18 protein-coding genes are annotated in these 23,839 nt (G+C 65.1%); 11 read left to right on the top strand and 7 right to left on the bottom strand.

Going from position 1 to position 23,839, the window contains the following annotated elements; genetic code table 11:
- The 4 genes from ACFV4K_RS23655 to ACFV4K_RS23640 form a co-directional block, all read right to left on the bottom strand.
- The coding region (locus ACFV4K_RS23655; RefSeq protein WP_379277761.1) for an AMP-binding protein at positions 1-823 on the bottom strand (823 nt) is incomplete at its 3' end.
- Between the two features lie 68 nt (positions 824-891).
- The gene (locus ACFV4K_RS23650; RefSeq protein WP_379277759.1) at positions 892-2,229 is read right to left on the bottom strand and encodes an MFS transporter; all 1,338 of its coding nucleotides are present in this window, start codon (positions 2,227-2,229) and stop codon (positions 892-894) included.
- 118 nt (positions 2,230-2,347) lie between these two features.
- Positions 2,348-3,397, bottom strand: coding sequence for a 3-keto-5-aminohexanoate cleavage protein (locus tag ACFV4K_RS23645; RefSeq protein WP_379277757.1), 1,050 nt, complete (start codon positions 3,395-3,397; stop codon positions 2,348-2,350).
- 46 nt (positions 3,398-3,443) lie between these two features.
- A complete protein-coding gene (locus ACFV4K_RS23640) occupies positions 3,444-3,794 on the bottom strand; it encodes a carboxymuconolactone decarboxylase family protein (protein ID WP_379277765.1) in 351 nt (116 codons plus the stop codon).
- Between the two features lie 180 nt (positions 3,795-3,974).
- Here ACFV4K_RS23640 and ACFV4K_RS23635 point away from each other — a divergent pair, with 180 nt between their 5' ends.
- On the top strand, positions 3,975-4,949 hold the full coding sequence (locus ACFV4K_RS23635) for an AraC family transcriptional regulator (protein ID WP_379277755.1): 975 nt from the start codon (positions 3,975-3,977) through the stop codon (positions 4,947-4,949).
- Between the two features lie 238 nt (positions 4,950-5,187).
- Here ACFV4K_RS23635 and ACFV4K_RS23630 read toward each other — a convergent pair whose 3' ends face one another.
- Complete coding sequence (locus tag ACFV4K_RS23630; protein WP_379277753.1) at positions 5,188-6,459, bottom strand: diguanylate cyclase domain-containing protein; 1,272 nt, start codon at positions 6,457-6,459, stop codon at positions 5,188-5,190.
- A 651-nt stretch (positions 6,460-7,110) separates the two neighbouring features.
- On the opposite strand from ACFV4K_RS23630, the gene ACFV4K_RS23625 reads away from it, so the two are divergent.
- The gene (locus ACFV4K_RS23625; RefSeq protein ID WP_379277751.1) at positions 7,111-10,548 is read left to right on the top strand and encodes a protein kinase; all 3,438 of its coding nucleotides are present in this window, start codon (positions 7,111-7,113) and stop codon (positions 10,546-10,548) included.
- A gap of 184 nt (positions 10,549-10,732) precedes the next feature.
- Here the strand turns inward: ACFV4K_RS23625 and ACFV4K_RS23620 are convergent, their stop codons facing one another.
- Positions 10,733-11,695, bottom strand: coding sequence for an oxidoreductase (locus tag ACFV4K_RS23620; RefSeq protein ID WP_379277763.1), 963 nt, complete (start codon positions 11,693-11,695; stop codon positions 10,733-10,735).
- 420 nt (positions 11,696-12,115) lie between these two features.
- Here ACFV4K_RS23620 and ACFV4K_RS23615 point away from each other — a divergent pair, with 420 nt between their 5' ends.
- Positions 12,116-13,039 (top strand): SDR family NAD(P)-dependent oxidoreductase, encoded by a 924-nt coding sequence (locus ACFV4K_RS23615; RefSeq protein ID WP_379277749.1) that lies wholly within the window; start codon positions 12,116-12,118, stop codon positions 13,037-13,039.
- Positions 13,040-13,057: 18 nt separating this feature from the next.
- Here ACFV4K_RS23615 and ACFV4K_RS23610 read toward each other — a convergent pair whose 3' ends face one another.
- Positions 13,058-14,710: an acyl-CoA synthetase gene (locus tag ACFV4K_RS23610; RefSeq protein ID WP_379277747.1), complete on the bottom strand. Its 1,653-nt coding sequence runs from the start codon at positions 14,708-14,710 to the stop codon at positions 13,058-13,060.
- A gap of 423 nt (positions 14,711-15,133) precedes the next feature.
- Here ACFV4K_RS23610 and ACFV4K_RS23605 point away from each other — a divergent pair, with 423 nt between their 5' ends.
- The 8 genes from ACFV4K_RS23605 (at position 15,134) to ACFV4K_RS23570 (ending at position 23,819) form a co-directional block, all read left to right on the top strand.
- Positions 15,134-16,249 (top strand): cytochrome P450, encoded by a 1,116-nt coding sequence (locus ACFV4K_RS23605; protein ID WP_379277745.1) that lies wholly within the window; start codon positions 15,134-15,136, stop codon positions 16,247-16,249.
- A 4-nt stretch (positions 16,250-16,253) separates the two neighbouring features.
- On the top strand, positions 16,254-17,384 hold the full coding sequence (locus ACFV4K_RS23600; protein WP_379277743.1) for a cytochrome P450: 1,131 nt from the start codon (positions 16,254-16,256) through the stop codon (positions 17,382-17,384).
- A gap of 85 nt (positions 17,385-17,469) precedes the next feature.
- Positions 17,470-18,423 carry a hypothetical protein gene (locus tag ACFV4K_RS23595; protein ID WP_379277742.1) on the top strand — a complete coding sequence of 318 codons (954 nt, stop codon included), beginning with the start codon at positions 17,470-17,472 and terminating at the stop codon, positions 18,421-18,423.
- 34 nt (positions 18,424-18,457) lie between these two features.
- On the top strand, positions 18,458-19,435 hold the full coding sequence (locus ACFV4K_RS23590; RefSeq protein WP_379277740.1) for an aromatic ring-hydroxylating dioxygenase subunit alpha: 978 nt from the start codon (positions 18,458-18,460) through the stop codon (positions 19,433-19,435).
- Between the two features lie 189 nt (positions 19,436-19,624).
- On the top strand, positions 19,625-20,809 hold the full coding sequence (locus ACFV4K_RS23585; protein ID WP_379277739.1) for a cytochrome P450: 1,185 nt from the start codon (positions 19,625-19,627) through the stop codon (positions 20,807-20,809).
- 83 nt (positions 20,810-20,892) lie between these two features.
- Positions 20,893-22,110, top strand: coding sequence for a cytochrome P450 (locus ACFV4K_RS23580; protein WP_379277737.1), 1,218 nt, complete (start codon positions 20,893-20,895; stop codon positions 22,108-22,110).
- Positions 22,111-22,136: 26 nt separating this feature from the next.
- Positions 22,137-22,895, top strand: a complete 759-nt coding sequence (locus ACFV4K_RS23575; RefSeq protein WP_379277735.1) for a thioesterase II family protein — start codon at positions 22,137-22,139, stop codon at positions 22,893-22,895.
- A 63-nt stretch (positions 22,896-22,958) separates the two neighbouring features.
- Positions 22,959-23,819 (top strand): class I SAM-dependent methyltransferase, encoded by an 861-nt coding sequence (locus ACFV4K_RS23570; protein ID WP_379277733.1) that lies wholly within the window; start codon positions 22,959-22,961, stop codon positions 23,817-23,819.
- The last annotated feature ends 20 nt before the right edge of the window (positions 23,820-23,839 follow it).

Below are 23,839 nucleotides of genomic sequence, written 5' to 3'. Positions count from 1 at the left end.
GGCCCGGCCCAGCCCCTGGCCCGCGCCGGTGACGACGGCGGTTCTGCCGGATAGCGGCATGGTGTTCTCCCTCTGGGTCGCCGATCGCTTCGGTCGGCAATGAGGCTGCGGCGCAGCCATTTTCAGTGATCGGTTCGGAGTTCGCGTTTGAGGACCTTGCCGGTGGAGGTGGCAGCACCAGCAGATGCCGGTCGTGCCGACCGGGATGACTGCCGAACTGCCGATTGGCGGTGAAGGCGTTGAGCAGCATGTTGGCGTGGGTCAGTTGCGCGCCCTTGGGGGCGCCGGTGGTGCCGGAGGTGTAGAGGATGACCGCAGCGTCATCGGGATTCATTGTCCGCGTGCCGAATTCGCCGGAATATGCCCGCAGCGTGATAGCCAGCGCGCCGGGTTCGGCGACATCCTGCGGGGCCGGGGAATCGATGATGAACAGATGGCGGCAGTCCAGCGCCCGATCGAATCCGGCACGACCGTACTCGCCCATCGGAAGCTCCGGGGTGCCCTCGAAGCAGAAGAACGCCTTGGCCCCGGAATCGTCTAGATGGTAGGCGATTTCGCGGTCCTTGAGCAGAATGTTGAGCGGTACGACTGTTGCTCCGGCCTTGAGGATGCCGTAGTAGATGATCGGGAACCACGCCAGATTCGGGCACGACAGCGCGACCTTGTCGCCCGGCCGGATGTCGTGCGCGGCCAGCAGGTGGGCGATCCGGTTCGCGGCGGCGTCGACCTGGGCATAGGTCAGTCGCTGATCACCGGCGACGATGGCATCGCGCCCCGGGTTACGGCGTGCTGTGTCTTCGAGCAGCACAGCGAGATTGAGCATGGGGAGACCTCACGAAAATTGATGGGACCGGATCAGTGGTGGCGGAACAGCCGAACCAGGCGGCATGATCAGACGGCCGGGCGCCCCGTATCCAATCGGGCGAGACGGCGCAGTCCGGCCGGGTATGCGTATCGGCCCACGGCCAGGGCGGCGATGGCGCCGAGGTAGGTCAGGGGCACCAGACGCAGGGTGGCGGCGAGCCCGTAACGGTCGGCGAGGAAGCCCACGACCAGCGGACCCAGCGCGAGCCCGAAGACGTTGTTGGCCAGGGTGATCGTGGCGAAAGCGGTCGCCCGCAGACTGGCATGGGTCAGGCTGGCCACCATCGAACTCGTCGCGCCCGCCGATCCGGCCGCGGTCACCGCTCCCAGCGCCAGGATGGTCAGCTGGGCGGGCCCGGTGCCGAGGCTGAACGCGACGGTGAGCAGGATCAGCGAGATCGTGCAGTAGACCAGCGCGCTGCTCCATTGATGTATCGGGTGTCGGCGGCCGACGCGGTCGGTGATGATGCCGCACACGACCATTCCCGTCCCGACGAGTAGTACGTATCCGGCCGCCACCAGGCCGGCGCGGTCGGTCGGCAAAGAGTAGGAGCGGTTGAAGAAACTCGGCAGCCAGGCCATCAGTACCGCCCCGACGAACAGCTGCAGGCCGCCACCGATGTAGGCGCAGCACACCGACAGCGACGAGAACAGACTCGCCAGCGGTGCGCGCACGGTGTCGCCGATCGGTGTGGCGACCGCTTCCGCGGACGCCGGTGATTCGGCGAAAGCGTGTCGGCGCACGGCGGATTCGGTCACCAGGATGCGGAATGCGCCGACCAGCAGCAGCCCCAGACCGGCCATCAGGGCGAAGGTCCAGCGCCAGCCGATCTGGGCGGCGACGACACCGCCCAGCGCGACGCCCAGGACCGATCCGAACGACCCGCCTGCCAGGAACGCCCCGCTCAGAGAGGCGCGCAGCCGCGGGGCGAACACCGACAGCATCACCGCGGCGCCGACGCTGCCGTAGGCGGCCTCACCGACCCCGACCAGGAAGCGCGCGCCCAGCAGCTGTCCGTAACCGGTGGCGAGCGCGCACAGCAGGGTGGCCAGGCTCCAGACTGTCGCCATGACGAGCATGCTGCGCACGCGTCCCCACCGGTCCGCCACCAGCGACAGCGGGAACGCCAGCAGCCCCACCATCAGGGCCACGATGCTGGTCAGTGATCCCAGCTGCGAATCCGACAGCCCCCAATCGGTCTTCAGAAGCGGGAACACCGCAGCGAGCACCTGACGGGACATGTAGTCCGACAACATCAGCCCGAAGGTCAGTGCGAACACGACCCACGGGAAGATCCGTGAGCGCGCTCGCGATGGCCCGGCAGCCGTCGCCGGCAAGTCGGTGGGGGTGGTGGAGATGTCCATGGCGCATCCTCGGGCCGGGTGGAACCGACGGACCGGCTCGGCCGGATCCTGTCGACGAACAAATAGGCGTGGTGCGCCGGCCGCACCTGGTGTGACCGGCCCACTCACCTGTGAAAGATCAAGCGTGGTGCAGGAATCCGACCTGGCCGGGCTGCCGGTTGGGCGGGTACCCGATCTTGGCCAGCGCGTCATCGGTGCCGGAGTAGACCTCGTCGAGCAGGTAGATGTCGCGTGCCTCCTTACAGGAGGCCACCCCGCGGCCGAGTTCGTCGGCGATACGCACCATCTGCTCGACCTGTTGCACCGAGGTACGTCGTTCGCCCTTGCGGCCCCACAGGTTGTCCTCGATGCCGACCCGCACGTGCTGGCCCAGCGCGATCGCGATGGTGCACATCGGGGTGACATTGCGCATGAACGTTTCGATGGTCAGCACCGCGCCGTCCGGAGTCCGGCGAATGAACTCGATCAGGTCCGCCGGATGCAGGCCCGCCGCGCCGCCGCCGATCGCAACGTAATTCAGCACCAGCGGGCCGGTGTAGTGGCCCTTGCGGATCAACCGCTCGACGCTCTCGAGCTGCTGCAGCGAGCCAAGCATGAAGTGCGGCTGGATGCCCGCGGCGGTCAGCCGGCGCAGATGCTCGAGATAGAACTCCGGCCCGGCCTCGACCACCATGTCGCGATACGCCTTCTGCAGGATCGGGTTCTGCAGTGAGGTGCCGGCGATGTCGTCATCGGTCATCAGCTCGGTGATGTTCATCTGACTGGTATTGATGGCGATGGTGACCTGGTCCGGTTTCGGATCCAGCTCCGCCAGCAGATGACGGGTGTCGTAGTCCAGCCACTTCGCCTGGTCCCCGCCCTCCGGTGGCGCAAACGAAATCGACCCACCGACCTGCAGAATCATCTCCGGCACCGCTTCGCGCAGGCGGCCCAGCATTTCGTTGAACAGCTCGAGCCGCTTCGACCCGTGCCCGTCGGCTTCGCGCACGTGCACGTGCAGCACCTGCGCGCCCGCGTTGTAGCAGTCCACCGCCTTCTGGATCTGCTCGTCCATCGTCACCGGAATGTCGTCGGAATCTCCGGGCAGGAATTCCGGGCCGTACGGCGCTACCTGAATGACCAGTTTCTCCTGGTTCTCCGGCAGCAGCGAATCGTCGAGATAGTGCATGATCGTCCTTCCTGATTCTGGTGAGTTGCGCGTTGCGGCAGCGGATTCACCGCTGCTGCGCGCGGCGACGCTCGAAGGCGTCGAGTTCTTCGGCGAGCACGGGGACCCCGATGTTGCAGGCGTGGATGCCCAGCACGCTGGTCAGTTCGAGCACGGCGAGGATCTCCTCGCGGGACACGCCCAGTTCCAGGGCGGCACGGATGTGGCGGCGCACGCCCGGCGAGTACATGTGGGTGCACGCGGCGTCGACCGCGATGCTCAGCAACTCCACGAACTGGGGGGACAGCACGCCCCGGCGGATCGGGAGGGTGCCCATGGACACGAATTGCTCGGTCCATTCCGGGTCCCAGTCGGACAGCTTGTCCCACAAGGGATTCCATGCGCCCTGGGCGCGCATCGCGTCGATGACGGGGGTGGGCACGGACTCGGGCAAGGACTCGATGGTCACGGGCAGCTCCTGTGATGCGGTAGACGTGATAGTCGTCACGCTATGTGGGGCAAAAGCATTACGCTTGACCAAATGAGACCAAAGAGTTGACAATGTGGGACATCACGAGAAAGGGTCCCGTTGGCTCCGATGGTCCGCAGTGCCGTCCTGAGCGGCTACGTCGAGCTCACGCTGTCGCTCGGTGTCGACCCGATGCTGCTGTTGCGGTCGGTCGGCATCGGCCCCGCCGCACTCACCGCCAGCGATACCTGGCTGCCCGCCGCCGCGGTGGACCAGCTGCTGGAACGCACTGCGCGCGAGACGAACCGCGAGGAATTCGGGCTACGCCTGGCCGCGCGGCGCGGCCTGACCAACCTCGGGCCCGTCGCACTCGTCGCCCGCGAGGAACCCGATATCCGCAGCGCGCTGCAGATCGTGCTCCGCCACATCTCGCTGCACAACGAAGCGCTGCGCACCCGGCTCACCCAAACCGGCAGCCTGACCACCATCCATGTCCAGAGCTCGCCCGGGGTCTCGATGGGCCGGCAGGCCACCGAGCTCACCATTGGCGCCACCTGCGCCATCCTGCGCGAGTTCCTCGGCCAGGACTGGCATCCGCTATCGGTCTGCTTCACCCACCCCGGACCGGCACAGCGCGATGAGGCCCATCGGATCCTCGGTCCCACAATCGAATTCGCGCAGAGCTTCAACGGCATCGTGTGCTACACCCACGACCTCGATACCGCCAATCCACTCGCCGACCCGTTGCTGCGCCCCTACGCGCGCGAGTACCTGCGGTCGCTGACCCCGGCCGGCGAATCCAGTGTCGAGCAGGCGCGCGCCATCATCGAAACCCTGCTGCCCACCCAGCAATGCTCGGCCGCCACCGTCGCCGACCGCCTCGGCATCGACCGCCGAACCCTGCATCGGCACCTGGCGCGCAGCGGAGAAACCTTCATCACCGTCCTCAACGCCACTCGCCTCGAGCTCGCGCACCGCTATCTCGCCCACCACGACCGCAGCCTCAGCGACATCGCCACCGAACTCGGTTTCTCCGAACTCAGCGCCTTCTCGCGATGGTTCCGCCAGCTCACCGGACACAGCCCCAGCCGGATCCGGGGATAGTCCGGAGAGCCCCGAGCCGAGCTGACATCGGATCTGGTCGTGGTCGGCCCCGTCACCAGCTGATATGAGCCGAATCGCGCCCATGCTCTGCTCCTGATCTTGTTCCCTTCGGATGAGGGTTGTTCTGGAGTTGTCGGTGGGCGTTGCCACCCCTGGCGTGCGGGTCGGGAGCGCGCGGGGCCGAGCAGGGTGGGCTCGCTATCGATACTGGCTGCCCGCGCCGCTGCTGGGCCATGACCTACTGCCTGGTTGCGGGGCCGTTGTCGGCGCGGTGCAGTACCCAGGTGTCGCGGCCGGCGGCCTTGGCGCGGTACAGGCCGACATCGGCGGCGTCCAAGAGCTTTTCGGCATTCGCGCCGGCAACCGGGGTGACAACGGCGCCGACACTGGCCGACATCGACAGCAAATCGCTGGGACCGACTGGAACCGGGTCTCGCAGCGCCGCGAGCATGGTCTCGGCGGCCGCATGGGCCGCGTCGTCGTCGCAGGGCGGTGCGAGCAGCGCGACGAACTCGTCTCCTCCGATGCGGGCCAGCGTGACCGTTGGCGAGGTCAGGGTCGCGTCGAGCCTGCGGCCGACCTCGGCCAGCACGATGTCTCCCGTGCGGTGGCCATAGCGGTCGTTGATCAGCTTGAACGCGTCGAGATCGAGGAAGCACAAACCGATGTGATCGGCGGGATGGGCCGCCGCGACAATGGCCTCCAACTGCTCCAGCAAGCAATGACGATTCGGCAGGCCCGTCAAAGGGTCGTGACGGGCCTGCCACCACAGTCTCTGCTGCATAGCCCGCCGTTCGGTGATGTCCTCCCCGACGGCGAGCACGCGCACGTCCCGTCCGTCCGCGTCGTGCACCAGCGTCATCGTCCATGCACCCCAGCAGACACTGCCGTCAGGGCGGCAGAAGCGGGCTTCCAAGTGCGCGGTGCCGCGTCCGCGCTTGAGTAGACCAACGACTGCGTGGCGCAGCTTGTCGCGGTCGTCGGGGTGCATCAAGTCCAGAGCGGATACCCCCGGCAGATCCTCCTGATTCATACCGACCATCCGTGCCGTCGTGGGATTGGCCTCGAGCGTGATGCCGTAGCTGTCGTAGAGCGCGATGGCGACCGCGGCGTTGTCGAACACCACGCGAAAGCGTTGCTCGGCGGCCTCCTGGCCGCGGGCGTGGACGGTCAGCAGCTCGGCGGTGTAGCCGCGGCCCAGCTCGCCCAAGAGCGCGCCGAACCGCTGCGCTCGATCCGGCCGCCGTGACCGCTCCAGCAAACCGGCCAGCACCGTCCCGGTCTGGGTCATCATGGCGGGGACCGTCAGGTTCGACCGGACCATCTCGACCCCGACTCGGCATGCGGGTGACGGGTCGAACGACTCAGCCGACAAGGCAGCTTCCAGCTCGGCGATCCATCTTGTCGTCAACCGGCGGATGTCGTGCGGCACAGATGTCGACACGCCACCGCAATCGACCAGGGCTGCCGACCAGTCCCGCGCCATGCCCGAAACCTCACGACTGTCCATTCGTGAGGACCTTCCTCCCTTGCTGGACCATCAGGGCCCAGCACTGACGACCCTCCCCACGTGCTAACAACGAGCATACGAAACGCTGTGTGCCAGATCCACCAATTGGACTGGCACCATCGACGGTCCGGTGGACACCTCCGCGCACCCCGATCAAGGACTGCGCAGATCAGGCGTCCTCGCGCAGTGCCCCACTGCCGACGGGCTCGAAAATCCCGGTGTCACAGTCGATTTTCGCGACCGCTGCACCGACGCGGTCAGAAGACGATGGCACCGACGCGGAGCGGTCGGTACCCGACGGGGCCCAGCTGGGCGAGTTCGCCTTCGCGGTCGACCTCGAAGAAGTCCGGGTGACTCTTCTCGTCACTGGCTCAGCACGAACGTCGCGTCCATGCGCCGGTCGTGCTGTCGGAATCGGATGCTGCGCAGTGGTCGGCTGGTCGCCGGACGGTCTGGCGGCGAGGTGGACGGTCGGTTTTCGGGGACTTCATCGGTAGTGCACATCGATGGTTACGATCAGGAGACGCCGATTCTCACGTCGAGAGGTGAGGCGAATGCGTGGTTACGACAATATGCGGTCGGCTGCGGGCGCACCGCGATCTCGCTGTATGGCATGTGGTCTGTGTCTCCCACGGGGTGGGTGATCGAGTCATGGCCGAACGCGACGATGGCGGGACGCAGCCTGACCTGCGGATCGGTCTCGCCGCGGAGCTTGCCGCGGCGGGGTTCGATGACGCCCGGGAAATCGGCCGTGGTGGATTCGGTGTCGTCTACCGCTGTGTCGAGCGTTCCCTGGACCGGCCGGTCGCGGTCAAGGTCCTCGATACGCAATCGAGTGACGGCGAGCGGGCGCGCTTCCTCCGGGAACAGCGGGCGTTGGCTCGGTTCGGTGGGCATCCCCACATCGTTCAGGTGTTGTCCGCCGATGTCACTGTCGCGGGCCAGCCCTATCTGGTGATGCAGTTCTGCGCTCTCGGGTCACTGCAGGCACGGATCCGGGAGCACGGTGCGATGCCGTGGCAGGAGGTGCTGTCGGTCGGGGTGAAGATCGCGGGAGCGCTGGCGGCCGCGCATGCGCATGGCATCGTGCATCGCGATGTCAATCCCGCCAACATCCTGGTCTCGGACTACGGCGAGCCACAGCTGAGCGATTTCGGAATCGCCCACATCGGAGGGGTTTTCGAGTCCGCTGCCGGGCTCATCGCCGGGACTCCGGCGTTCACCGCACCGGAGGTGTTCCGCGGATCCGAGTCGACCGAGGCCGGGGACATCTACGGGCTGGGTGCAACACTGTTCTGTCTGCTCACCGGGCATGCCGCCTTCGAACGCCGGGAGGGTGAGTCCCTGGCCGGGCAGTTCGTGCGGATCGCTTCCGAGCCGGTACCCGACCTGCGGTCCAGCGGTGTGCCGGGGCCACTGTGCGCGGCGCTGGAATCGGCGATGGCGCAGGATCCCTTGGACCGGCCCGCTACTGCCCGGGAGTTCGGCGAGCGGTTGCGCACGATCCAGTTCTCCTGTGGGCTCGCCGTCGATTCGATGGCGCTACCGTCCGAGAGCGGGGCCCAGGAGCTCGCGCAGCCCATGCCGGCCCCCGCGTTAGGTCACGGCCGGGCGGTGGCACCGACACCGTCCACGCGGTACCGGCCGCCGAGCTTGCCGCGTCAGGCGGTACGACGCGGTCGACTGCTCGACCGTCTGCGGGAAGGGCAGGCCCGGCGGCTGGTGCTGATTCACGGGCCCGCCGGGTTCGGTAAGAGCACGCTGGCCGCGGAATGGGTGAATGTCCTTGCCGCTGAAGGTGTTCGAGTCGCCTGGCTCAGCGTGGATGAGGATGACGACAACGTCGTCTGGTTTCTGTCGCATGTGGTGGAGGCGATTCGCTACGCCCATCCCGGGGTGGCCGCGGACTTGGAGAGGCTGCTCGAGGAGCACGCCAGTGATGCTGCGCGGCGTGTCATGACCAGTCTCATCGATGAGATTCACAATGGCGGCGAGACGGTGGCTCTGGTGATCGATGATTGGCATCGGGTGACCAGCCCGGCGACCGTGGCGGCGATGGAGTTCGTACTCGACCACGGCTGTCATCACCTGCGGGTGATCGTCACCAGTCGTAGCCGCACCGGACTTCCACTGGGGCGCATGCGGGTTCGCGACGAACTCGTCGAGATCGACGAGTCCGCACTACGATTCGATGAGGAGGAAACCGCAACGTTCCTCACGGATAAGAGCGGGCTGACCCTGGCGGCCGCGGAGATCGAGCGGCTATGCGAGTCGACCGAAGGATGGGCGGCCGCGCTGCAACTGGCGTCGATGTCGCTGCGGGGGCGCGACGATCCGGGCACGTACATCGATCAGATCTCGGGTCGCCACTATGCCATCGGGGAGTACCTGATGGAGAACGTCGTAGACGCGCTCGAGCCCGAGGTGCTCGAATTCGTCATGCGGACTTCGGTTCCCGAGCGGGTCAACGATGATCTCGCCGAAGCGTTGACCGGTGTGAGCCATGGGCAGGACATGCTGGAACAAGTGCGGCAGCGAGATCTGTTTCTGCGCAGTGTCGATGACGATCTGCGCTGGTTCCGCTACCATACGCTGTTCGCGGACTTCCTGCGTGATCGCTTGATCCGGCTGCACCCTGGACTTCTCGAGGAGCTGCATCTGACGGCCGCGCAGTGGTTCACCTCCCACGACATGCTCACCGAGGCAGTCGATCATATGCTCGCCGCCGGCGAACCCGAGCGCGCCCGCGAACTGGTGGCCGATCATGCCGAACAACTCCTCGAACGCTCCCGCATCGCGACCCTACTCGGTCTCGCGGCCAAGTTGCCCGGCTCGCTGACGGCGTCGGATCCCCGGCTCCAGCTGTACATCGCGTGGGCGAACCTGGCTGTGCAACGCCCGCCCGCCGCGCTGGCCGCGTTGGAACGGGCCGGCACGGCTCTCGCCGCGATGCGGCGCGGCGAAGGTCGCGAGGGCCTCGAGTTCGAGCTGAAACTCGCGCGTGCCGCCCTGGCATTGCTCACCGACCAGCCATTGGTCCTGGCCCCTGGGATCGCGCAGGGCCGGGATTCGGCCCGGCCGTTGCTGGCCCATGCGTTGGCAATGGTGGCGATGGTATCGGCGTTGTACCGCTTCGATTTCGCCGAAGTACACCGATGGCATCGGTGGGTCGAACCGTTCCGGGGCCGGGCGAGCGGACCGTTCGGTCCGACGTACTGCGACTGCATCGCCGGCACCGCCTCCTATGAGCAGCTCGACATCGTTGCGGCCGAGGCCCAATTCCGGGCCGCCCTGAACCAGGCCCTGCAGACCGACGGGCAATTGCAGGCCACCCGGTTTGCCAGCGCACTGCTCGGCGCATTGCTCTATGAGAAAGGCCAATTCATCGAGGCCGAGGAGCTGATCGCGGTCGGACTGGGCCTCGAGGGCGGGGCGGTCGAGTTCCTGGCGGCCGGCTACGGCACGGGCGCGCGCCTGGCCGCGGTGCGCGGCGACCTGGACGCCATGAACCAGCGATTGGATGAGGGAGCCAAGGTCGCAGCGAATCTGGCGCTGCCGCGTCTGGCTGCCCGAATCGTCAACGAACGCGTTCGATCGGGCTTGCCGATCAGCGAGGCCGACCGGCGTGACCTCGAACAACTCGAACCCTATTCCGCGCACGCCGACGCTCCTACGGCAATCATCGCTGAACTGTCCCTCGATTCGGCGATCCGGCTGCTGCTCCGAGAGGAAGCTCCGGCGGCGGCCGAGCGGGCGTGTCGGCAAGCGCAGCGGCTCGTGGAGGTAATCGCCACACAGAACCGCCCTCACGCGCTGTTGACTGCCGAACTCTTGTACGGGTGCTGCTTGGCAGCCGCCAACCGGACGGCCGAGGCTGCGAAGATCCTGGAGCCCGCGCTGACGCGCTGCGCCGAACAAGGTCTCGTGCGCCTGGTCGTCGATTCCGGTCGACAGCTGCAACCGGTGCTCGAAACCATTTACGACGCAACGACATCGGATCAGCGACAGGCCCGCGGGTTCCTTCGGCAGGTGCTCACGGAGTTCGAGTACGTCCTGCCCAACCAGCGCGGGCTGCCCGAAAACAACTGACTGCCAATGATTCGACTGTCGCACACCTCGACGTGACCACATCGCCGCGAAGGCGCCACGGCCTGATCCGGACGGGCCGCGACAGCGTCGGCCACGACCACCGAGAATGCACCTCGACTACACCAAATATCAAGCAGCACAAGAAAACTGGACGGGCGCACCACTCGAGCTATGCGGCGTTGGGTCATGACCTGTCGGGTCCGGCCGGGTATCGCACGCCGGTCAATCGTTCGGATTCGCTCCACAATCGTTGTTGGGCTGCCTTGTCGTGGGCATTGGGTGCGGGTTCGATACGAACGGGATGGCCTTTCGCGCCCTGGTGCGGACCGTAGAACTCGCCGCCGCGCACCTGTGGGTCAGCGGCCGCGCGCAAGGTGGTCAACGCGCCCTGTGTGGCGGTGTTGACCCCTATCGCCAGGGGGTCGCGTCCCGGTAGCGTCGCCCAAGCGGCGAGCTTCTGGGTAACAGTGCTGATGACCCGCACCGGGCGGCTCATGTTCTGGACGAACTCCGTGATCGCCGTTCCAGGGTGTGCTGCCGCGGCGATGGTGTCGGTGCCTGCGAGCCGCCGGTGGAGTTCGTGGGTGAACAGCAGTCCGGCGAGTTTGGATTGTGCGTATGCCGTGGTCAAGGTGTATGGCCGACGGGTGAAATGGAGATCGTCGAATTCGAGGACGCCCCGGGCGTGAGTTCGGCTGCTGACTGTGATGATGCGGGCTCCAGGTGTCGCTATCACGCGGTCCAGCAGCAATCCGGTGAAGGCGAAGGGGCCGAGGTGGTTGGTGGCGAGGGTCAGTTCGAAGCCGTCCGAGCTGACCTCACGCCGGATGTTTGCCGTGCCCGCGTTATTGATGAGAAGGTCGATTCGATCGCAGTGTGCGCGAATCGATTCAGCAGCTGCGCGAACCGACTCCAGCGAACTCAGATCCAAGGCGACCACCTGGAGGTTCGCGGAAGGACTCGAGACGAGTATCCGTTCGGCGGCGTCCGCTGCCTTCGATGGATTGCGGCACGCCAGGACAACGAAGGCTCCGCGTGCGGCCAGTATGCGTGCGGTTTCGAACCCTAGGCCGGCATTCGCGCCTGTGACAATGGCTGTCCTACCGGACAAGTCGGGGATCGCGTCCGCAGTCCACTCCGAGTTCATCTCGCTACCAAGGCTTTTCACCACGAGCCGAGTATGTGTCCGTGCTCCACCAATTTCAACCGGTGATCTGTCTATGACGTGAGTCCACGTGTACCCCGCATCCATGTCTGCGCTTGCGCCGCAGTGAAACACGTCCTACTGTCCTCCGTAGGAGAGACATCGACGGCTAGCCTGATGAATTAGCGTGTCACACAGTCGATTACAAGTCGCTGAGTCGTCTTCGCGTGCAGCGGATTTCGCCGGATCCGGTCGCGTCGACCCGCGAGGTCGACTGGATGCGTAAAACCGCAGCGTACCAAGGCATTTCGGCTTCAATGGGCGGTTTCTCCAAGCAGATTCGAAGGAGTGGTACACACCATGTCGCCTTACGTTGCTACCGGTGGGACAGGTTTCCTCGGTCGCCAGGCTCGGAAACCGCTCGTGGGCCGGCACGTGCTGATCACCGGCGCGTCCTCCGGTATCGGTCGCGCTGCCGCACTCGCGGTCGCCGAGAAGGGCGCGGTGGTTTTTCTGCTGGCCCGGCGCGAAACCGAACTCGACGAGGTCGTGCGGGAGATTCGCGACGCTGGTGGGGAGGGCTTCGGCTACCCCTGTGACATCACCGACGGTGATTCGGTCGACCGCACCGTCAAAACCGTTCTGTCCCAGCACGGTCACATCGACATGCTCGTCAACAACGCCGGCCGCTCCATTCGCCGATCCTTGCATCGCTCCATCGACCGCGTACACGACTTCGAACGCACGATGGCCGTCAACTATGTCGGTGCGGTCCGCCTGATCCTGGCCCTCACCCCGCAGATGCGGGAGCGAGGCTTCGGCCATATCGTCAACGTCTCCAGCTCCGCGGTGCAGGTGGCTCCGCCGCGCTACGCCGCGTATGCGGCCAGCAAGGCGGCGCTGGACAAGTTCACCGAGGTCGCCGCCGTGGAAATGCTGTCCGACGGAGTCACCTTCACCACCATCCACATGCCGCTGGTGGAAACTCCGATGATCGCGCCCAGCAAGGACTACGAGACCTACCCCAGTCGCTCCGTCGCCTGGGCCGCCGCCGTCGTCGTCCGTGCTCTCGTCGAACGTCCCAAACGCATCGACACCCCGGCAGGCACCGCGGGCGAGTTCGGCTCGCGGTTCACCCCCGGACTCACGGCTCGGGCCCTGCACAAGATGTACCGCAGCTCGCCTGACTCCGCGGCAGCCAAAGGTGAAGCGGAGACAGCGAAAACGACCTCGCAGGTCACCTCCGCGAAGCTGCGTCCCACCCGGCGTTCCCGGTCGAAGGCGGTGCTGGTTCTCACGCGCGCCGCCCGCCGCGCCGCCAGGCTGATCCCGGGGGTCTACTGGTAGTCGCTCGTCACGGGCTGTTCACCCCGCCGCGCCGGGTAGGCCGCTGGGCGCGGCGGACCGCTTGCGCGCCTTCTCCGGGTTCGCGGCCGCGTATTTCTTCGCCCACGGATAGTTGGCCTTGCCGCTGGGCTGGCGTTCGATCTGGTCGAGAATCCAGAATGTGCGCGGCACCTTGTAACCCGCGATCTTGGTGCGAACGTGGTCGCCCAATTCCGCGACATCGACCGTCGCACCCTCGCGCGGCTGCACGACGGCCGCCACCGACCAGCCGAAACGGTCGTCCGGAATGCCGATCACCACAGTGTCGAAGACGTCCGGGTGCGATTTCAGCGCACCCTCGACCTCCTCCGGGAACACCTTCTCGCCACCGGTGTTGATGCATTCCGAGCCGCGTCCCAGCATAGTGACCGTGCCGTCCTGCTCATAGCGGACGTAATCGCCGGGAACGACGTATCGCTGCCCGTCGATCTCGACGAACATCGCCCTGCTCTTCTCCGGATCTTTGTAGTAGCCGAGCGGCACCGGTCCACCGCGGGCCAGCCTTCCCACCGCGCCGGGCTCGGGCTCGACGAGGTTGCCGTCGTCGTCGATCAGCACCGCTTGCTTACTGAAGTTCACTCGAGGCCCATCCGAGTGATCGGAGCCCTTGGTCACCTGGCCGATTCCGGTCAATCCGCTCTCCGAGGAACCTATGTTGTCGGTGATGATCAGGTTCGGGAACGTGTCGAGGTACCGCAGCTTGAGGGATTGGGAGAACAGCGCCGCGCCACTGCTCAATGTGATCAGTGAGGACGCGTCGTGGTCGCCCGCCAGATAGGTGTCCAGCAGCGGGCGTGCCATCGCATCGCCCGCGATCTGCAGGAGATGGACCCCGTGCCTTTCGACCGCGAGCCAGATGGCGGCCGGGTCGAACTGCGGTACCAGAACGACTGTGCCGCCGGAGTTCAACGCCATGAAAGCGGTCCACTGTGCAGCATGGATCATGGGCGTCGCGGGTAGCCAAACCATCACGAAGTCGGTGGCTTTGGCTTGATTTGCGTAGTGGTACTCATCGGTAATGTACTCGCCGGTGGCATGTTGGATGCCGCCGCCCAGCGCACGCCAGATGTCCTCGTGCCGCCACACCACGCCCTTCGGATACCCGGTGGTGCCGCCCGTATAGAGGATGTAGCTGTCCTCGGAACTGCGTTCATCGAAGTCACGCATCGACGACTGGGCGGCCAGCGTGGCCTCGTACTCGAAACCCGCGTAGCGCGTGTAGTCCAGATCCGACCCGTCCTGGATGACGATCACATGCTCGAGCGTCTCGATGTGCGGCGCGACGTCGGCGACGATGTCGGAGTACCGGCGTTCGTGGATCAACGCGACCAGATCGGCGTTGCCGGCGATGTACCGGACCTCGTCGGCGACGTAGCGGTAGTTCACGCTCACCGGAATCGCACGCAGTTTGAACGCGGCATACATCGCCTCGATCGCTTCGATCGAGTTACGCGAGTACACCCCTACATGGTCGCCCTGACCGACGCCACGGGTCGCCAGGTGGTGCGCCAAGCGGTTCGCCCGCTCATCGAGCTCCCGGTAGGTGACCTGGCGATCGCCGCAATGGATAGCTGTGCGTTCCGGCACCGCGTCGACGGCGTGTTCGAAAAGATCGGCAACGTTGAAAGCCATGCCGCCCAAGGTAGAACGAGTTACAATTTGGGGCAACGGGTGGAACGTCGTCCTCCTCGCGGTGTCATGGTGGGTATCACGTTGCGGGAGAACGGCTTACCGGTACGCATGGATGGCTGTACCGGACTCGTTCCTGTCATGGTCGTCAGGCGCTGAGAGTGGAAACACAAGCGGTACAGCGTAATTGGCCTGTCATATCATGCTGGGGCTGGTCATGGGTCGTCCGATGTCGCGCGAAACAGTCAGTGTTGCAGCAGATCTCGTTCGTCTCATCCCCTCGAAACTGGGGGCGGAACGGGCTTCGGTACCGGTTGCGACGGACTGATACGTGTTCTACTGTCTGCCGGTAGAAGATCGATGACAGGTACGAAATCGCCTGTGTCGCAACCGATTCTGTGGTGCTGCTTGGAGAGTGTGGCAACTATGAGTACTGAATCCACCATGCTGGGTTGTCCGGTCAGTCGCATAACCACCCAAACCGGGGATGATGCATGGCTTGTGACCGGCTACGCACTCGTCCGAAAGATGTTCTGTGACAAACGACTTGGTCGCGCGCATCCAACGCCGGAGACGGCTCCGCGTAAGACGGAGTCGGTGATGTTCGGTGGTCCGATCGGCAATTTCGACACCGAGTGGGAGGACCATGAACGGCTGCGGGCGCAGCTCAATCCGCTCTTCTCGCCGCCCGCGATGCGCGAACTGCTACCCCGCATCGAATCGGTCACCGCGCAGGTGTTGGAAGAATTCGCCGCCCTCGGATCGCCGGCTGACTTTCACGAGCACGTCGCGAGTCGCCTACCGGTGCTTGTGATCTGTGAGCTCCTGGGTGTGCCGTTCGAGGATCGGGACAAGCTCCAGCATTGGAGTGCGGCGATATTCGACACTCGTGACGGGCAGAAGTCCGCTCAGGCGGGTGCCGAGTGGTTCGTCTATTGCCTGGCATTGATCCAGCGCAAACGCGTGGAGCCGGGCCCGGACGTGCTGTCCCGGCTGTGTGAGAACCCCGAGCTCACAGACGACTCGATCGCCACGTTGGCGATGGTGTTGTTGTTGGCGGGGCAGGAGACGACCGTTGTCGAACTGGGCCTGGGCTTGGTGAAGCTGCTCGGGAACCGTAGTCAGTGGCAGCAGCTGGCGGACGATCCGCAGATCATTCCAAACGCGGTAGAAGAGTTGCTGCGAGTACAAGATTCGACCGGATTCGTGCGCTACGCCCGCACCGACATGGAAATCGAAGGGCAACGATTCGCCACGGGCGATCTCGTGCTGCTCGACGTGGATTCAGCCAATCACGACCCCGAGATCTTCGCCGATCCATACGAACTCGACGTAACGCGAAAGGAGAGCGGGCATCTGGCGTTCGGTTACGGTCCGCACTACTGTGTCGGCGCACCGCTGGCCCGATTAGAGCTCTCCGTCGTATTCCGCCAACTGATCGCGAAGTTTCCGACGATGCGACTCGCGGTCGACTCGTCGGCCTTGAGGATGCGAGACGACGTGGTCACCAAGGGCCTGGTCGCCTTGCCGGTGGAGTGGTGACCGGATGACACTCGAAACGTCTGCTGCCGGCTGCCCGATCGACCACCGCGCCATCCGCCGGATCACCACCGCGATGGGCCATGAGGGCTGGCTGGTGTCGGAATACGATCAGGTGCGAAAACTGTTCTCCGATCCGAAGCTCGGTCGTGCCCATCCGACACCGGAAGCGGCAGCACGGGTTGCGGAGTCGACATTCTTCGGCGGGCCGATGGGCGACTTCACCACCGAGCACGCAGAGCACGAGCGAATGCGCGGCATTCTGCAGCCGCATTTCGCGCCATCGAAAATGCGCGCGTTTCGCGGGCGCGTCGAGGAAATCGCCTCGGGGCTTTTCGACACCATGGCGGAGCAAGGATCTCCAGCCGATCTCTATGGGGCGGTGGCGGCGCCGTTGCCGCTGCTGGTGATCGGCGAGCTGCTGGGTGTACCGGTCGGGGAGCGCGACAACCTGCGTGGCTGGACAGATGCCATGGCGGCCGCCACCGACGGTCTCAAAGCGGCTACCGCGGCAGGCGAAATGCTCAACTACTGCCTGACATTGGTGGTTCGCAAGCGCGCCGACCCGGCCGACGACGTCCTCTCCCGGTTGTGCGAGCGTGAGGACCTCACCGACTCCGGGGCCGCTCTGCTCGCGATGGTCATGCTGTTCGCCGGACATGAGACCTCGGTCGTCCAGATCGGCATGGGTGCCATGCACCTGTTGCGGGATCGTGAGCAATGGCAGGCGCTGGTGGACCGACCCGAGTTGGTCGCCGGCGCGACCGAAGAACTGCTGCGCGTGCCGAATGCCGTGGGTCTGCCCCGTTATGCCCGAGAGGATTTCAAGGTCGATGGAGTCGAGATCGGCGCGGGCGAGCTGGTGGTTTTGGATCTCACCGCGGCCAATCACGACGCGGCGGTGTTCCAGGATCCGGATCGTATCGACATCGCCCGGAAAGAGGCGGCGCATCTGACATTCGGATACGGCGTCCGGTATTGCGTGGGCGCACCGCTGGCCCGAGTCGAACTGCAAGCCGTCTATTCGCAGCTTGTTTCACGATTCCCCACTATGCGGCTGGCAGTCGATCCGGCCGATGTGCGAATGCGAGAGGACAGATTCACCGGCGGAGTGGCCGAGCTCCCCGTCATCTGGTGAATCGATTGGCGCCGAGGTCACATTACCCACAATCGGCCGTGCTCGAGAAATTGTGCGGTCATTCCGTCACAAACCAGGGAAGATCATGCGGGTTTCATTTCTGTTCGGGGGACAGGTAACGGTCGAAGCCGCTGTAGTGGAGGAATTCCACCGTCGCAGCCCGGCCGTTCGCAAGGCGTATGCGGAGGCCGCCGTCATAGCCGGCCTCTCCGAGTCGGAGTTCCTCATCGCGGGCGAGGACGAGGCATCGGAGGATCGCCACAGTCGTAATGCGTTGCGACATAGCGCATTAACGCTCGGACTGGTCGACGACCTGGTTGCACAGGGTGTCGAGGCCGATGCGGTAGGGGGGCTGAGTCTGGGGGCGCTGATCGCTATCTGCGTGGCGGGCGCGATCGAGCGACACGAGTTGTACGCCATGCTTCATCACCGTCGGCTGGTGCCGCCAACCGGCCCCGATGTTCCGGAACAGGGCATGATGCTGATCGGCACGGCAGTAGCGGACCGTCCGGAGAACTACTATGGTCCCGATCATCCGGGCGTGTATCTCGCCGTCGACACCGGGCCGGTCGATCTCGAGCGGCGCTCCTTCGTCGTCTCCGGCTACCGCTCGTCGTTGAACGGGATACAGGCGGCCGCTCCCGACGGTGTTCACACGTTCTTGTTCCCGGGCTACAACGGCGCATTCCATTCGCCGTTGCAGCAGCACGCCGCTGATTTCATGAGTCCGTTCATCAACGCCATGACGGTTCGAGACCCGAAGGTGCCGATCTGTTCCCCGGTGAACTCGAGGTCCCTCACCACCGCCTACGAAGTCCGCGAATTCATGTTGGGGCACAATCTATTACCTGCGCGTTACGAGCCACTGGTCGAAGAGATGGACAATCTCGGCAGCCAGGCCGCGCTGGTGGTCGGCCCCGGCTTGCCCGCACCCGTGGTCCAGCCGTTTCCGGTCGAGCTGTTCACCCAGCCGTCCGACTTCGATCGGCGTACCGAATTACTCGAGATGCTCGGCGGCATCCGCTCCGAGATCGTTTGAAAGACAGGCCTGACCAATGCAATACAATAGCCAGTTGCCGATAGACGTGGCGGACCCACTGCCGCGCGTCTCCGAATCCGCTGCCCCGCTGGGATATCCGATGGGCTGGTTCTGGGTTGCCGACGCTCGAGAGCTGAAGCCGGGAACAGTGCGACGGTCGCGGTTGATGGATGGCGATGTCGTGGTCTATCGGACCCGTTCGGGCTTGGTGCGTGCGGTGCGACCGTATTGCCCGCATCTGGGTGCGCATCTGGGCGCGGGCGGCACGGTCGCGGGCGAGAATCTGGTGTGCCCGTTCCACCATTTCGAGTTCGCCCCCGACGGGCGTTGTGTGGACAGTCCCGACGGGGCCACCATTCCGGTCGGGTTGAATCACTACGAACTGCGTGAGCAGCACGGCCAGGTGTTCGTCTGGCAGGGTCCGGAGGGGCAGTCGCCGACTTGGGAGCTGCCCGAGGTCGCAGATTTCGGAGTGGCACCGATCTTCGGGTGGTCGAGAGAGATCCCGACACATGCTCAGGAGTTGGCGGAGAACGCCGCCGACTTTCGGCATTTATCCGTCCTGCATGACGTTCACATGGCGGAGGCCGAGCCGTGTGAGGCGGACGGGCCGATATTCCGCGTGCATACCCGATCGACCGGACAGGGCCGCGTCGGCCTCTTCGAGAGCCGCCAGACAATTGTGATGGCAGGCTTGGGCTACACCCATATTCGGTTCGCGATTCCGCGACTGGGAGTGGTGGCGCACATGTGGGCCATGCAAACGCCGATCGCGCCCTGGCGGACGCATGTGTACTCGGTTTTCGCCTGGGAGAGTACGGGCGGGGCCGTGTCCCGGGTGCTCGCTCCCGTAGTCGCTCGACTCGCGTCGCAGGCGATGACAAAGGTGCTCAGCGAGGATATTCCGATCTGGGAGAACAAACGCTACAACCCGCATCCGCGTCTCGTAGCGGGCGAGTCGACGCTGAGCCGATTCCGGCTCTGGACACGTCAGTTCTACCCGTCGGAATAGGCTCAGCGGTTGCGGGTGGGCCCCGGCGGCCTATATTGAGATCGGCGAGACGTTGGGGCTTGCGGTTTTCGTGACGGCACAGGGGTTTTGATGGACGCGAGGTACTCGATCAGGTGGGCGGCGGAGCATGGCTTGCCGCGGGTGGGGTTTCTCGCGCTGCGTGGGATGGGGGACCCGTTCGCGCGGCTGATGAGTGGGGATGAAGGCTACGATGACCCGTACTCGCTGATCGATCAGTTGCGGGGCGACGGCGGGGTGCGGGTCACGCGCGCCGGCTATGTCGCCTTCGACTACGAGCTGTGCCGGGAAATCCTGCGCGACAGACGATTCGGCGTGCGGCTGCCGATCGATTCGGCCGTGCCGTCCCCGTTGCGCCGCTACGCCGAACGAGTTGTGGTGCCGCCCAACCCGATCGAAGCGCCGTCCATGTTCGCGCTGGACCCGCCGGAGCACGGACGCCTGCGCAAGCCCGTCGCCTCCGCCTTCACGCCCCGCGCCGTCGCCCGCCTGGGCGATCGGGTCCGCGAGGTCACCACGGAGCTGCTCGACGCGATGGCCACGCACGAATCCGTGGACCTGATCGAGAATTTCGCGGCGCAGGTACCGATCGCGGTCATCGCGGAAATCATGGGTTTCCCGGCGGCCGATCGCCAGCTGTTCCTGCGCTGGGGGTACCACGTCGCTCCACTGCTGGATGTCGGAATTTCCTGGCAGGCCCACCGCCGCGCCATGGCCGCGACCGGGGCGATGCGGGACTACCTTGCGGCCCACATCGAGAAGCTGCGCCGCGAACCGGGCGACGGCATCTTCGGCCTCCTGGTCTCCACGGGCGACTTGACCACCACCGAATTGATGGCCAGCGCGAACGTCCTGATGGGCGCGGGTTTCGAGACCACTATGAACCTGCTCGGCAATGCCGTCCCGCTCCTGTTGTCCCACTCCGATCAACTCGACCTGCTGCGCGCCGAGCCCGAACGCTGGCCGCTTGCGATCGAGGAAATGCTGCGCTTCGACACGTCGGTTCAGATGACCGCCCGTCGTGTCCTGGAACCCGTGGAATTCGAGGGCAGCGTTCCCCTCGAGCCGGGAAAGACACTCGTCGTCTCGCTGGCCGGCGCCAACCGTGATCCCGTCAAATTCCCGGACCCGCACCGCTTCGACGTCACCCGCCCCAACGCCAAGGAGAACCTCTCCTTCGGCACCGGCATGCACGGTTGCATCGGCGCGAGCCTGACGCGACTGGAGGTCTTGCAGGCCTTGTCCGCCCTCTTCGAACGCTTCCCCGACATCCGCCTCGACGGCGAGCCGACCCGCCGCCGGCTGTCCACTCTGCGCGGTTACTCACACATGCCCGTTCGGTTGAAGTCTCGTTGATACCGGGTGGTAAGTTAGGTTCACCTCCGCTGGAACAAGATTGGGGCAGTACGGGGTTCGCCCCGCGGCTCAGGAGTTGGTCCTTGAATACTGAAGCGATTGTGCTGGATCCGACGGGCGCCGATGTTCAGGCTGAGAACGAGCGGATACGCCTGCGCGGGCCGGTCTCCTTGGTGGGGTTGCCCGGTGGGGTGTCGGCCTGGTCGGTGACCGATGCGGCTGTGCTGAAAGAACTTCTCGCCGATCCCCGCGTGTCGAAGGATCCACGCCAGCACTGGACGGCCTACAAGAACGGGGAGATCGATCAGCGGTGGCCGTTGCACCCGTGGGTGATTGCGGAGAACATGTTCACCGCTTACGGCCCCCAGCACCGCCGCCTCCGCAAACTCGTGGCTCCGGCGTTCACCAATCGTCGTACCACCCTGATGCGCCCGGGAATCGAAGCCATCGTCGATGGACTGCTGAAGCGGCTGGATGCCGTTCCGGCGGGTGAGGTCGTCGACTTGCGGCCCACCTACGCGTACCCGGTGCCGATTCAGGTCATCGGTGAATTGCTCGGCGTACCAAAGCATTTGGATGCCAAGATCAATGCGTGCGTCGACGGGTTCTTCGACACTTCCTTCACGCCCGCGCAGTCCAAGGCCAATGTCCTCAAAATGGTTTCGCTCATGGGGCAATTGATCTTCTACCGGCGCGGCCACCCCGGCGACGACATTACGAGCGCGCTGATCTCGGCCGTCGACGAAGACTCCGACCGGCTGACGCAGAAGGAAGTGATCGACACCTTGATCCTGGTGATCAATGCCGGTCACGAGACCACGGTCAACCTGCTCGATCAGGCGATCGTCGCTTTGCTGACCAATCCGGAACAGCGGGCCGACGTACTCGCCGGCCGGGTGCCATGGTCGGAGGTGATCGAGGAAGCGCTGCGATACCAGCCGCCGATCACGCATCTGCCCCTGCGATACGCGGTCGAGGATATCGAGATCGCCGGTGTTCGGATCACCGCGGGCGAGGCGATCCTAGCCTCCTACGGGGCCGCGAGCCGGGACCCGGGAATTCATGGTGACACCGCCGGGGATTTCGACGTGCACCGGGCGAACAAGGAGCACATCGCCTTCGGGTACGGCGCGCACCATTGTCTCGGTGCGCCATTGGCCCGGCTCGAGGCTGCGATCGCACTGCCTGCCTTGTTCGAGCGGTTTCCGACTATGCGATTGGCGGTGGACCCCGCCGAGCTCCGGCCGCTGGGCAGCTTCGTCTCCAACGGTCATCAGTCGGTCCCCGTTCTGCTGCAATGACATTCACCGATTCGTCGAGAGGTCCCATGGGAAACGCCAGCTGGTTGCGTAGCTTGTCCGCCGGATCGGAGGATGGCGCCCATACTCTGATCTGCTTTCCCCACGCCGGCGGATCGGCTATTTCCTACGGGCCGCTGGCCAGAACGCTGGGACCGCAATTCCGTGTGCTCGGTGTGCAATACCCCGGGCGCCAGGACCGCCGGCGCGAACCGTTGCTCGGAAGTATCGCCGACCTTGTCGAGGGTGTGCTGCCGGAAATTCGCGAACTGATTCCGCGGACCGCGGGCTACTCGCTGTTCGGTCACAGCATGGGTGCGGCGGTGGCGTTCGAGACCTGCCGTCGTCTCGAACAGGACCAGGCGACGCCGCCGGTCACATTGTTCGTATCGGGTCGAATCTCACCGGCGCGGAAGAGTTCTCACACTGTGCACCGGTACACCGATCAGGAATTGGTCCAGCACTTGTTGGACTTCGGCGGCACTCCCGCGGCGCTGCTGGAGGATCCCGATTTTCGGTCGATCATTCTGTCGGTCACGAGAAGTGACTACCGCGCGATCGAAACCTACGCCTGCGCACCGGGCGCCGCGGTGGAATGTCCGCTCGTGGCGCTGGTCGGCGACAGCGATCCCGCCACCAGCGATGCCGACCTGACAGAGTGGCAGCCGCATACCACCGGGCCTTTCGCGCAGACGTCGTTTCCGGGCGGCCACTTCTACATCGATGCCAACGCGCACGGTGTGGCCGAACTGATTCGCGATCAGAGCGCCCGCGCATCGTCGAAGTAGTAGTGCCGGTCGACGCCACTCTCCCGTCGTACCCGCCGCGAATTGTTGTGCGAGACTGCAACTATGGCTGAAACCGCTGGACCCATTTCGAATGTTTCGGACACCGCCCACTGGGTGGCCGCCTATCGCGCGATCGAATCCGCCCGGACCGATGCGCTCTTTCACGACCCGCTCGCGGAGCGGCTCGCCGGCGAAACCGGCAAGGCCATCGTCGCGAATGAACCACGGAACGCGCTGGCCGGCTGGAACTTGGTCACGAGAACCAGAGTCATCGATGATCTGATCACCGAAACCCTCGCCGAGGGCTGCGATCTGGTCATCAATATGGCGGCGGGTCTGGATGCGCGGCCGTATCGTCTCGAGCTGCCCGCCGATCTCCGCTGGATCGAAGCCGACTTCCCGGATTTGATCGCCGAGAAGAACCGTCTGCTGGAAGGTGAGACCGCCCGCTGCGTTCTCACCCGCGCCGCAGTCGATCTCGCGGACCCGAATGCGCGCGACCAGTTCCTGAATCAGGCGCTCGAGGGTGCGAAGAAGGCGCTCGTACTGACCGAGGGACTGGTGTACTACCTGTCCGAAGACGAGGTCTCGGGATTGGCCGCGGCGCTGGCGCGTCCCGAAATCAACTGGTGGATCATGGATGTGAACAACAAGCCTGTGGTCGATCGGTTCAACCGAACGAACGAGAAGCTACTCGAGAATTCACCCTGGAAATTCGGGCCGCTCGAACCGCTGCGATTCTTCGCCGACGCGGGTTGGACCGCGGACGAGGTAGTCGGATTGTTCCGTATGGCAGCCCGATTCCGCCGGTTGCCCCCGCTGCTGTGGTCGCTCGCCTTTGCCCCCGTCGGCCCCCGGATGCCGCTCGGCGCCAAGCGGATTCCGTGGTGTGCGGCGGTTCGGCTCACGTCCACCGGCGCATGATCGGATAGATCGGCCGGGAG

Origin of the sequence: Nocardia sp. NPDC059764 (assembly GCF_042732555.1) — a bacterium.
In the GTDB taxonomy this organism is placed as follows: Bacteria; Actinomycetota; Actinomycetes; order Mycobacteriales; family Mycobacteriaceae; genus Nocardia.
This window is presented reverse-complemented; position numbering and strand designations above follow the sequence as displayed.

Excerpts from the sequence above, each read along its gene's own strand:
- ACFV4K_RS23650 (WP_379277759.1), bottom strand. The coding sequence starts at position 2,229 with ATGGACATCTCCACCACCCCCACCGACTTGCCGGCGACGGCTGCCGGG.
- ACFV4K_RS23645 (WP_379277757.1), bottom strand. The coding sequence starts at position 3,397 with ATGCACTATCTCGACGATTCGCTGCTGCCGGAGAACCAGGAGAAACTG.
- ACFV4K_RS23640 (WP_379277765.1), bottom strand. The coding sequence starts at position 3,794 with ATGCGCGCCCAGGGCGCATGGAATCCCTTGTGGGACAAGCTGTCCGAC.
- ACFV4K_RS23635 (WP_379277755.1), top strand. The coding sequence starts at position 3,975 with ATGGTCCGCAGTGCCGTCCTGAGCGGCTACGTCGAGCTCACGCTGTCG.
- ACFV4K_RS23630 (WP_379277753.1), bottom strand. The coding sequence starts at position 6,459 with ATGGACAGTCGTGAGGTTTCGGGCATGGCGCGGGACTGGTCGGCAGCC.
- ACFV4K_RS23625 (WP_379277751.1), top strand. The coding sequence starts at position 7,111 with ATGGCCGAACGCGACGATGGCGGGACGCAGCCTGACCTGCGGATCGGT.
- ACFV4K_RS23620 (WP_379277763.1), bottom strand. The coding sequence starts at position 11,695 with ATGAACTCGGAGTGGACTGCGGACGCGATCCCCGACTTGTCCGGTAGG.
- ACFV4K_RS23610 (WP_379277747.1), bottom strand. The coding sequence starts at position 14,710 with ATGGCTTTCAACGTTGCCGATCTTTTCGAACACGCCGTCGACGCGGTG.
- ACFV4K_RS23605 (WP_379277745.1), top strand. The coding sequence starts at position 15,134 with ATGAGTACTGAATCCACCATGCTGGGTTGTCCGGTCAGTCGCATAACC.
- ACFV4K_RS23600 (WP_379277743.1), top strand. The coding sequence starts at position 16,254 with ATGACACTCGAAACGTCTGCTGCCGGCTGCCCGATCGACCACCGCGCC.
- ACFV4K_RS23595 (WP_379277742.1), top strand. The coding sequence starts at position 17,470 with ATGCGGGTTTCATTTCTGTTCGGGGGACAGGTAACGGTCGAAGCCGCT.
- ACFV4K_RS23585 (WP_379277739.1), top strand. The coding sequence starts at position 19,625 with ATGAGTGGGGATGAAGGCTACGATGACCCGTACTCGCTGATCGATCAG.
- ACFV4K_RS23575 (WP_379277735.1), top strand. The coding sequence starts at position 22,137 with ATGGGAAACGCCAGCTGGTTGCGTAGCTTGTCCGCCGGATCGGAGGAT.
- ACFV4K_RS23570 (WP_379277733.1), top strand. The coding sequence starts at position 22,959 with ATGGCTGAAACCGCTGGACCCATTTCGAATGTTTCGGACACCGCCCAC.